Below are 10325 nucleotides of genomic sequence, written 5' to 3' on the forward strand. Positions count from 1 at the left end.
CTTATGTTTTTTTTACGCCCCCGGCCCCGGCCGGTGGGGGGCCCCCGCCCCCCCGGGCGGGCCCACCCCTCGTACGCGTCCCAAGGGCCGCGTCAGCAGCTGAGGTTGCCACCCGGCTCCACACCGAGGATTCCGGTGAACTGGGTGTACTTGTCGATACGGCTCTGCACCTGGGCGGGGTTTCCGCCGTTGCATTCGATACTGCCGTTGATGCTGCGGATGGTCTCGCCGAATCCGGCGCCGTTCACGATCGCGTTGTGGGGGGTCATGGTGCCGGGGCCGGTCTGGGTGTTCCAGTACCAGAGGCCGGTCTTCCACGCGACGGCGGAATCGTTCTGCACGAGGTCGGGGTTGTTGAGCAGATCGATGCCCAACGCGTCCCCGGCCGCCTTGTAGTTGAAGTTCCAGCTGAGCTGGATCGGTCCGCGGCCGTAGTACTTGTCGGTGCCGGCCGGGCAGCCGTAAGGCTGTGAAGCGTCGCAGTAGTGCGGGTAGTTGGCGGTGTTCTGCTCGACCACATGGACAAGTCCACCGGTCTCGTGACTGACGTTCGCCAGGAATGCCGCGGCTTCCTGCTTGCGTACGGTGTCACTGCCCGTTCCCGTGAATCCCGGATACGCGCTCAGCGCGGCGTTCAGCCCGCCGTAGGTGTAGAAGGGATTCTTGTTCGGGAACATCTGGTTGAACTGCGACTCGCTGACGATGAAGTCGGCGGCGCCCTCCTCGGCGGCGGACGAGAGAGGGGCGAGCGACGTCAGGGAGAGAGCGGCGGCCGACGCGGTCGCGGCGAACAGGCCGATAAGGCGCTTACGCAAGGGATTCACTCCTTGAAAGGGCCTCGGAGACATGCCGCGGCCCAGGTGTGTGGGGGGTGGGTCGAGCGGCACCGGTGAGCCCCTTCTCGCAGATCAGGGGCTCACCGGCGCGGGGATCGGGCACCGTCCGGCACAGGGAGGGGCACCGGGGGAACGCCCGGCGGTCAGTGCTTCTTCGGCGGAGGGATCGTGGTTACCGGCTCCGCGGGAGAATTCGTCAGCCGCCGATGTTCACGTCGATGCACGCGTAGAACGCGTTCGCGGTGTCGGCGATGTTCCAGACCGCGAGAATCTCCTGCTTGCCCGACAGGCCGCCGAAGTTGACGTTGTGGGTGACCGTCGCTCCGGGCTGCGCACCGCCGTCGTTGAATTCCGCGACCTTCTGGCCGCCGACGAAGTACTGCCAGGTGCTGGTGGAGTGCCGCGCGGTGATCTTCCAGTTGAAGTTCTGGCTGGAGCCGATCGGGGTCACCGCCCAGCCCTTGCCGTCGTCGTCCAGTTCGCTGAAGCGGGAGTTCCCGCCGCTGCAACTGGTCAGGCCCTTGGGGCCTTCCACGCTCTGGGGCTCGTACTTGACGTCACCGCAGCTGACGGTTCCGGCGGCACACTGGGCCTGCCTGCTCGGCGGGTCGGAGATATAACCGTGGGCGCTCGCGGAACCGGCGGGAAGGCTTATCGCGACGATCGGCGCGATCACCGCACCGAGGGCGACGGCCATCTTCCTCTTCGAATGCATACGTACTCCTTCACATCAGGTCTTCCCGCTCCCTACCGGTCCGTGGGGGGACATGAGTACGGTGCGGGCGGGCCTCTCAGGTGTGGGGCCAAGAGGCGCGAAGGGCGGTGGCGTACGGCCTTTCCCGAAGGCACTCATCCACGCGTGCATTCGGCAAAGGTCTTTACCACTTGGCCTAGACCATACAGGCAGTCGCGTGCACGTCAAGAGGCTTGTGTGAACGATCAGTTGGACCGCCGCAGGGCCCGGTCACGGCCGGTCGGGCGGCTGTTCGAGCGTCGCGACGCGACCGTCCCCCGCTCGTGGCCGGTGACAGACCGCGAACGGGGGACGGGGTGTGAGGTGGGGATTCTCAGGCGTCGTAGGGGCTGCCCGCCGCCGGCGACCGCATGGGCACCTCCTCCGTTGTCTTCTGGCGGAGCATCAGGGCGAAGCCGGCGAGCGCCAGTGTGACCCCCGCGCAGCCCACCGCCGCGAGACTCGCCCAGCCGAACTCCGCGCCCAGACTGCTCTGGAGGAGATCGGTGGTGCCGAGGCCCGACAGGGTGTGAACCGCGATGACCCCGACGGCCGTGGCCGCGCTCGCCGACCAGATCCGCGCGGTGTCGGCCACCGCGAGCCAGGCGCCGAACATCAGGCAGAGCACGGTGACGACGAGGGAGACGGCGTCCGCGTAGCCGCCGGACCGAAGACCGGCGAAGTCGGTGGGGAGATGGATCACACCGCACGCGAGCAGCGCGACGGCGGCGGGCCGGCGCAGCCGCGAGCGCAGAGGGGAACGCAGGGCGGACGGGGCCGTACGGTCCCGGTCCCAGTCGCGGGGACCGGCCGGCGGGGCGAGGCGCGGGACCTCGGTCGGGGGGCCGGCCGGGGCGCTCGTCCATGGCGCGACGTGTTCGGGCTCGGGCTCATGCTCCGCCTCGGGGAGGCGAGAGGTGTGGGCCATGGGGTCGGCGAGGCTGACGAGGTTGATGGGGGCAGGGCTCTCGCGACGGTCGTCGTGGTCGTCGCGAGTGCCGGGCTCGCCGGACCAGGCTTCCTCGTCGGGCCGCTCGAACGCTCTGGGCGCCGGCCTCCGGTGGTCCGCGTTCTGAGGGGCGGTCGCGAAGGGTGGCTCGTTCTCGTGGGTGCCGAGGAACGAGACCAGCTGCGCCACCTCCTCGATCGGCCGCCCCACGGCCGCGGCGCGCAGCGTCGTGTCGGCCTCGTCGAACTCGTGCGGCGGCTCGTTGAGCATGGCGACGAGCTGCATGACCTCGTCTATCGGACGCGCCACGGCGGCGACCCGCAGGGCCTCGTCACCGGGGTTGGGCACCTCACCCGTCCGCTTGAGGAGCATCACCAGCGCTGCCACTTCCTCCAGCGGGCGGCACGTGGCGGCAGTCCAGAGCAGCGTGCGTATGGGCTCCTCGCCGGGCTCCGCGAGCGGGTCCCGTGGTCCGGCGGGCCCATGGGCGTCCGGGTCGGGCAGTTCGTCGAAGTGGTGTTCGTTGTTGGCGGGGGTGGGGTCGAGCGGCATGGCGCGGCTCCCTTGCGTCGAACTTCACGGGTACGCACACACCGTGTTGGTCACGGTGCGTGAATAGCACGCACGCGTCGCTACAACAAACCCACACCTGTCCGTGCTGCGCCATCCGGGACGTACTTATGTGCGGCATAAGAGGGTCCGCGCTGCCCGTACCTGTGTTTCCGCGCATGCTGGACACCGTGGGGGAGAGCGGCCGGCCGATGGTCGATGGCCGGCCCCGGGCTCTCCTCAGGGGTCCACCGGGGAAGGATGGTCATGAGCGACGCAACCGGAGCCAGGGAAGCCAAGGGCAGCGAAGGGAACGCGGCGCACGCCAAGAAGCCCTTCAAGCGCTCCAGGAGTCACTTCACCGACCGCATCACGGCCGACGGCCGGGACGGCTGGCCAGTGGAGGCCGGCCGCTACCGGCTGGTGGTGAGCCGCGCGTGCCCGTGGGCGAGCCGCGCCCTCGTCTCCCGGCGGCTCCTCGGGCTGGAGGACGCCCTCTCGCTCGCCATCGCCGATCCGATCCAGGACGAGCGCAGTTGGCGCTTCACCCTCGACCCCGACGACCGGGACCCCGTGCTGGGCATCCGCTTCCTCAGCGAGGCGTACGACGCGCGCGAGACGGACTACCCCGGTGGTGTCAGCGTGCCGGCGATCGTGGACGTACCGAGCGGGAAGCTCGTCACCAACGATTACCAGCGGATCACGCTCGACCTCGCGACCGAGTGGACGGCGCTGCACCGGCCCGGCGCGCCCGATCTGTACCCGGAGTCACTGCGCGACGAGATCGACGAGGTGATGGAGGGCATCTACCTGGACGTCAACAACGGTGTGTACCGGGCGGGTTTCGCGACGAAGCAGAGTGACTACGAGCGCGCGTACCGCGATGTCTTCCGCCGGCTCGACCTGGTGTCGGAGCGGCTGGCCGGTCAGCGGTATCTGGTGGGGGACAGCCTCACCGACGCCGACATCAGGCTGTTCACCACGCTGGTGCGCTTCGACGCCGTCTACCACGGGCACTTCAAGTGCAACCGCAACAAACTGACCGAGGACCCGGTGCTCCAGGCGTATGTGAAGGACCTCTACCAGACGCCCGGCTTCGGCGACACGGTCGATTTCGACCACATCAAGCGGCACTACTACATGGTGCACACGGGCGTGAATCCCACCGGCATCGTCCCGCTGGGACCCGATCTCTCCGGCTGGCTGACACCGCACCACCGCGAGGAGTTGGGCGGCCGGCCCTTCGGGGACGGCACCCCGCCCGGTCCGGTGCCGGCGGACGAGGAGGTCCCGGCGGCCGGACGACCTTGAGGATGACGCCGGTACGCCGCCGGCCCCGGCGCGCTCGCGAGGAGGCGCGCCGGGGCCGGGACGTACCGCTCGGGAATGCCGGGCGGGCACAGCCGGAGCCGGGTCGGATCAGGCGTTCTCCTGTGCGGCGACGATCGCGGCCAGCGCCTCGGAGACGTAGGACTCGGTGGCCGGCTTGTCGATACCGAGCCCACTGAGCACCCCCTTGCCGTCCTCCTGTTCGAGAAGGGCGAGCAGGATGTGCTCCGTGCCGATGTAGTTGTGCCCCAGGCGCAGGGCCTCGCGGAAGGTGAGTTCCAGGGCCTTCTTCCCGCCCGCGTCGTACGGAATGAGGTCGGGCACCTCGCCTACGGCCGGGGGCAGGACGGCCTCGACCGCGTCACGCAGGGCTTCCGCCGTCACGCCCTGCGCGAAGACGGCCAGCGCGCCGATTCCCTTGGGCTCGCTCAGCAGGCCAAGCGCGAGGTGCTCCGTCCTGATCTGGTCGTTGCCGGCGGCGCGGGCCTCCTCCTGGGAGGTCATCACCACCTTCCTGGCCCGGTCGGTGAAGCGGCTGAACCCCTGGCTGGCGTCGAGGTCGGTCCCCTCGTCCTGGGCCTTCGCGACGAACCGCTTCTGGGCCGCCTGCCGGGTGACCCCCATGCTGCGGCCGATGTCCGTCCAGGAGGCGCCGGAGCGTCGTGCCTGATCGACGAAGTGACCGATCAGGTGATCCGCCACATCGCCGAGGTGATCCGCGGCGATGACCGCGTCGGAGAGCTGGTCGAGAGCGTCGGTGTGAACCTTCTTGATGGCGTCGATCAGATCGTCGAGCCGGATGGGATGCGTCATGTGTCAACGGTGGGTTGACAGGACTGAGAGTGTCAACTCGATGTTGACATCTTATCGGCGAGTCCTTCAGCTCGTCGATCCACCGGTTGTGGGCGTCGTCGCCGTTTGCTTGCCGGTGTCCGGGGCTGCCCAGGGTCGCGCCGGTCCGCGACCAGGGCTCACGCGGCGGCGATGACCGCCACGCCCACCCGTCCGCCGTCCACGTCGATCACCGTGCCGTGCACGAACGCGGCCTCGTCCCCGGCGAGATAGACGGCGGCCTGGGCCACCGCGTCCGGCATCCCTATGGTTCCGGCGGGCGTGCCGTTCATCATGGCGGCGGCCGGGTGCGGCCCCGTGTCGCCCGGCTCGGGGGCGCGCACCACCCCGGGTGAGATGCCGTTGACGCGCACCCCGCGCGGCCCGAACTCGGCGGACCAGGCCCGCGTCAGGGTCTCCAGCGCCCCCTTGGTGGCGGCGTATCCGCTGCCCACCGGGATGCCGAGGCGGGCCACCCATGACCCGAGGTTGATGACGGCGCCGCCGCCCGCCGCCGCCATGGCGGGAGCGATCTCCGCGGTGAGGAAGAACGGTGCCTTCACGTTCACCGCGTACACCAGGTCGAGGTCCGCCTCGGTGGTGTCCGGCGTGCTCGCGCCGCCCGTGGTGACGCCGACGTTGTTGACGAGGATGTCGATCCGCCCGCCGAGCGCGCGCGTCGCCTCCTCCGCGAGCGCGCGGCTCGCCCGGGACGTCCCGTCGAGATCGGCGGCGACGAAGTCGGCGCGTCCGCCGGCCGACCTGATCTCCTCGACGACCTGGGCGCCGCGCTCCGCGCTGCGGCCGGAGACGACTACATGCGCCCCCTCGGCTCCGAGGGTGACGGCGATCGCCCGGCCGATATTGCTGGTGGATCCCGTGACGAGAGCTGTCTTGTTCCGCAGGCGTGTGCCCATGACTGTGCGCTTCTCCTTTGGGAGTCGGACCGGGCCAGACTGAGACTGGACCGCTTGGTCCACAATGTAACACGTGAATGGACTGTGCGGTCCAGAGTTGGTAGCCTCGGCGATGTGTTGACAGCCAGAGGTGCCCGCACCAGACAGCGGATCGTGGAGGGCGCGGCCGGTCTGCTGCGCGAGCGGGGCGTCGCCAACGTCAATCTGGACGACATCCGGGCGGTGACGGCCACCAGCAAGAGCCAGCTCTTCCACTACTTCCCCGCCGGCAAGTCCGACCTGCTGCTCGCCGTGGCCGAGTACGAGGCCGAGCAGGTACTGGCGGACCAGCAGCCGATGCTCGGCGATCTCACGTCCTGGGATGCCTGGGATGCCTGGCACCGGCGGATTATCGAGAGGTACGACGCGCAGCGGCAGCGCTGCCCGCTCTCGGCGCTGACCAGCCAGCTCGGCATGGCGGACCCGGCGACGCGCACCATCGTCACCGGGCTGTACGACCGTTGGCACGCCCATCTCGTCGCCGGGGTGCGGGCACTCAAGGACGCGGGAGAGATCGACGCGTCCGTCGACGCCGAGGAGTCGGCGACCGCGATCCTGACCGCCGTCTCGGGCGGCGCGGGCATGCTGATGGCGACCGATCGGATCGACTACCTGGAAGTGGCGCTCGCCCAGGCCCTCGAAGGGCTCCGACGGCGCCCTGCCTGACCGGCCCGCTCACTGCCATGAGCTGACATCCCTCGCTCAGCCGTCCAGGACCGTCAGATCGAGCCGGCCCAGCCGCTCGGGGTCGTTGAGGATGTCGATGGAGGCGATCCTTCCCCCGGAGATCGTGAACGCCATGACCGAGACCGGCTGGCCCGTCCGTGGTCGCGACCACCCCCGCCGCGCCGTTGACGAGCGCCGGCCGCGACACCTCGGCGAACCGGGCCGCGAAGATCGCCCCGCCCGCGACGGCCGCAGCACCGCGCACCAGCCCGCCAGGACGCAGCGTCCCGCCGTCCGAACGCACCACGATGTCCGGGTCGAGCAGCGCGACCAGCCCGTCGAAGTCACCGTCCCGCGCCGCCGTGAGGAACGCGTCCACGACCTCTCGCTGCTTGGCGACATCCGGGTCGGGGGCCGGAGCCGCCCCCCGCACCCGCCGCCTGGCACGGCTGGCGAGCTGTCGCGCGGCGGCCGGGGTGCGGCCGACGACCGGGGCGATCTCGTCGAACGGCACCGCGAACATGTCGTGCAGGACGAAGGCCAGCCGCTCGGCCGGCGCCAGCGCTTCGAGTACGACGAGCAGGGCCAGCCCGACCGAGTCCGCGAGCAGCACCTCGTGTTCCGGGTCCACGCCCGCCGCGCCGCTGATGATCGGGTCGGGCAGCCGTACGGGCTCCTCCAACGGGTCCTCACGCCGTGAGCTACGCGAGCGGAGCATGTCCAGGCAGACGCGGCCCACGACCGTCGTCAGCCAGCCGCCGAGATTCTCGACCTCGCTCGTGTCGGAGCGGTGCGGCTTGAACCACGCCTCCTGGACGGCGTCGTCCGCCTTGCTCAGCGAACCGAGCATCCGATAGGCCACCGCCCGCAGATGGGTGCGGTGCCCCTCGAAGCGCCGCGCCAGGAATTCGTTGTCGTCCATCGCCGTACCTCTCGACCCAACCCGGCGGTGCGTTTCTTCACCGTGTTGACGTGTGGGACACGGCGGGTGTGACGAGCGGCGGCCGATCACCTCACCGATCCCCTCACCGGTCGCCCGCGTGCCCCAGCCGCACCACCTCGGCGGGCGCCGCGGGATCCCACCTCCCGAGCGGCGTGTCCGGGCTGGAGGTGTCTTTGCCGACCGGCACAGGAGCGGCCTTTCGTTACTGAGAGGGTCTAGCTTTTCACCGCGACTGAAGCTGTCGCGAGTTCTGGTGAGCAAACGAGACGGGTGACACCGACCGCGATCAGAGCGAGAACCATCAGCGTCGCGCTCACCCACACCGGTGACCGGAAGCCCAGGCCCGCGTCGATGGTGAGCCCGCCGAGCCAGGGACCGGCCGCCGCGCCGATGTTGAAGGCCGCCGTCGCGAAGGAACCGGCCAGAGTCGGTGCGCCGGGAGCCAGTTGGAACACCTGGGAGATCATCGCCGAACCGGTGCCGAACGCGAGCATCCCCTGGACGAGGACGAGCGCCACCACCGCCACCGGACTTACCGCGCTCAGCGCCAGCGCGCTCCAGCCGAGCGCGAGAGACACCATCCCGGCCAGGACGAAGGCGCTCCGCCGTGCGTCGGCGACACGGCCGGAGACGGTGACGCCGACGAACGAGCCCACACCGAACAGCGCCAGCAGGGCGGGCACCCATCCGTCGCCGAGTCCGGTGACGTGGGTGGCCAGCGGTTCGAGGTAGGAGAAGGCGCCGAACGTCGCGCCCTGGACGAGCGCCATCGTCAGCAGCGTAAGCAGCACGCGCCGGCCGGTGAGGGCGCGCAACTCCGCCCGTAGGGTGGGAGTTTCGGTGCTCGCGACCGAGGAGTTCATGGTCGTCGCGGGCCGTTCGTCCGGCACCGAGGTCACGATCGCGACGAGTGCGGGCAGCGACACGAGAGCCACCGCCCAGAACGCCGCCCGCCACCCCAGGTGTTCACCCAGCAGCGCCCCGGCGGGCACGCCCACCACACAGGCGACGGTGACACCGCCGACCACGACCGACGTGGCACGCGCCCGCGCCGCCGGCTCGACCATCGCGAGCGCGGCGACCAGGGCGACCGCCCAGAATCCCGCGTTGGCCAGCGCGCCGACGATCCGGGTCGCGAGCAGCAGTTCGTAACTGGGCGTCACCGCTCCGATCACATGCGCGGCGACGAAGGTGGCGAGGAAGATCAGCAGCGCGTGGCGGCGCGGCCACTTACGACTGAAGAGCGCCATCAACGGCGCGCCGATCACCATCCCCACGGCGAACGCCGAGGTCAGGAGCCCGGCGGCGGGGATGGACACATGCAGGTCCTCGGCGATGTCCGAGACGAGCCCGGACAGCATGAACTCGGAGGTGCCCTGGGCGAAGACGGCGAGCCCGAGCACGTAGACAGCGAATGGCATGAAGGAACCCCAAGGGAGGCAGCGGAATTGACGTCCTGTCAGGTGATGCGGGGGAGGTGGGCCGCGCCCGTGAGGCGGCATGACGGCGTGTCACGGCGCAGGGGCAACGCGGCGGAGTTCTGCCAACCGCCGGGCAGGCCCTGGGAGTTCACCGAGGGTGGCCGGGACGGACCGGACAGAGCAGGAGACGCGGAAAGGCAGGACTCCGCGAGTGCCGACGTTCAGAGGCGGCCCACACGACGGCGGACCGGCGGCAACAGCCGTACCGAGCACTCACGCACGACCCTCACGGTCGTACTGGTGCCAACTCGACAGCGGATCAGCCACCGGGCGACCGGTGGCTAGAGTCTGTCGGCCTCGGGGCTGGTCATGATCGGCAAACTACCAGCCGCGCCGTGTGGTCTCCACCCGAATAACGATGTGCGGGTACGGCGGCCGGCCACCACCTTCACGCGCGAGCGGCGATGGTTCGTACGTCGTGGCACCGGTACGGAGCGCCGCAGGCGAGACGGCACGGAGACTGGGGCGCACCCCGGCAAGGTGCTCCTGCCTCCTCCGCGCACCGCACGAACGGACCGCGGACACCGAACAGGCGCGGCTGGTCCGTTCCGGTGAGTGCGGCGGTGCGGACGCTCCGGTCCCGTCCGGACAGCTATAACCGCCCCATGCTCTATCACTTCGCGGTACTGGAAAACTGGCTGGCCGATCCGGACCGGCCCTACGCGCCGCCGTCACTCGCCCGCGACGGCACGGTCCACTGCTCCCCGACCGAGGAGGCAGTGCTCATGGCGGTCGCGCGCTTCAACCACGACACGGCCGGAGTCGTCCTGGCCATCGACGAGACACGGGTGGACGTCCCGGTCGACCGGGTGGCACCGCCCGCCCGGTCACCGCTCGCCCAGCGCCCCGGATTCCGGATGGCCCGGCTCCGGGGACCCCTCAACCGTGACGCCGTGGTCCAGGTCATGGACATCGTCCGCGGCCAGGACGGCGAGGGCTGGGCACTGGTCGCGCGGGACAGCTCCGTCACATAGCTGACACCGGCGGACGCCGGGGCCGGTTCCCGGCGGCCGAATCTCCCTGGTGGGGCGATCGACGCCGCGCCTAGGATC

General features: G+C 70.2%; 9 protein-coding genes and 1 pseudogene. 3 read left to right on the forward strand and 7 right to left on the reverse strand.

The genetic code is table 11. From position 1 onward, the window contains the following. Nucleotides 1–92: 92 nt before the first annotated feature. From ACFWV8_RS21570 to ACFWV8_RS21580, 3 genes are all read right to left on the reverse strand, one after another. A complete protein-coding gene (locus ACFWV8_RS21570) occupies nucleotides 93–815 on the reverse strand; it encodes a chitinase (protein WP_329377480.1) in 723 nt (240 codons plus the stop codon). A gap of 217 nt (nucleotides 816–1032) precedes the next feature. Continuing rightward, nucleotides 1033–1551 carry a lytic polysaccharide monooxygenase auxiliary activity family 9 protein gene (locus tag ACFWV8_RS21575; RefSeq protein WP_329377478.1) on the reverse strand — a complete coding sequence of 173 codons (519 nt, stop codon included), beginning with the start codon at nucleotides 1549–1551 and terminating at the stop codon, nucleotides 1033–1035. A gap of 352 nt (nucleotides 1552–1903) precedes the next feature. Then, nucleotides 1904–3070: a hypothetical protein gene (locus ACFWV8_RS21580; RefSeq protein WP_384204431.1), complete on the reverse strand. Its 1167-nt coding sequence runs from the start codon at nucleotides 3068–3070 to the stop codon at nucleotides 1904–1906. 264 nt (nucleotides 3071–3334) lie between these two features. On the opposite strand from ACFWV8_RS21580, the gene ACFWV8_RS21585 reads away from it, so the two are divergent. Beyond that, nucleotides 3335–4378, forward strand: a complete 1044-nt coding sequence (locus tag ACFWV8_RS21585; protein ID WP_384204434.1) for a glutathione S-transferase family protein — start codon at nucleotides 3335–3337, stop codon at nucleotides 4376–4378. A 108-nt stretch (nucleotides 4379–4486) separates the two neighbouring features. On the opposite strand, the gene ACFWV8_RS21590 is transcribed toward ACFWV8_RS21585, so the two are convergent. Both ACFWV8_RS21590 and ACFWV8_RS21595 read right to left on the reverse strand, forming a co-directional pair. Further along, nucleotides 4487–5209 (reverse strand): Clp protease N-terminal domain-containing protein, encoded by a 723-nt coding sequence (locus ACFWV8_RS21590; protein ID WP_384204437.1) that lies wholly within the window; start codon nucleotides 5207–5209, stop codon nucleotides 4487–4489. A gap of 158 nt (nucleotides 5210–5367) precedes the next feature. After that, complete coding sequence (locus ACFWV8_RS21595) at nucleotides 5368–6144, reverse strand: SDR family NAD(P)-dependent oxidoreductase (protein ID WP_384204440.1); 777 nt, start codon at nucleotides 6142–6144, stop codon at nucleotides 5368–5370. A gap of 114 nt (nucleotides 6145–6258) precedes the next feature. Here ACFWV8_RS21595 and ACFWV8_RS21600 point away from each other — a divergent pair, with 114 nt between their 5' ends. Beyond that, on the forward strand, nucleotides 6259–6849 hold the full coding sequence (locus ACFWV8_RS21600) for a TetR/AcrR family transcriptional regulator (RefSeq protein ID WP_384204443.1): 591 nt from the start codon (nucleotides 6259–6261) through the stop codon (nucleotides 6847–6849). A gap of 36 nt (nucleotides 6850–6885) precedes the next feature. Here ACFWV8_RS21600 and ACFWV8_RS21605 read toward each other — a convergent pair. After that, a pseudogene (locus ACFWV8_RS21605) lies at nucleotides 6886–7771 on the reverse strand (sigma factor). Nucleotides 7772–8007: 236 nt separating this feature from the next. Continuing rightward, the gene (locus ACFWV8_RS21610; protein ID WP_384204446.1) at nucleotides 8008–9213 is read right to left on the reverse strand and encodes a Cmx/CmrA family chloramphenicol efflux MFS transporter; all 1206 of its coding nucleotides are present in this window, start codon (nucleotides 9211–9213) and stop codon (nucleotides 8008–8010) included. A gap of 665 nt (nucleotides 9214–9878) precedes the next feature. Between ACFWV8_RS21610 and ACFWV8_RS21615 the strand changes: the two genes are divergently transcribed. Next, on the forward strand, nucleotides 9879–10247 hold the full coding sequence (locus ACFWV8_RS21615; RefSeq protein WP_384204449.1) for a DUF952 domain-containing protein: 369 nt from the start codon (nucleotides 9879–9881) through the stop codon (nucleotides 10245–10247). The last annotated feature ends 78 nt before the right edge of the window (nucleotides 10248–10325 follow it).

It is taken from the genome of Streptomyces sp. NPDC058665 (assembly GCF_042714995.1).
Classification (GTDB): domain Bacteria; phylum Actinomycetota; class Actinomycetes; order Streptomycetales; family Streptomycetaceae; genus Streptomyces.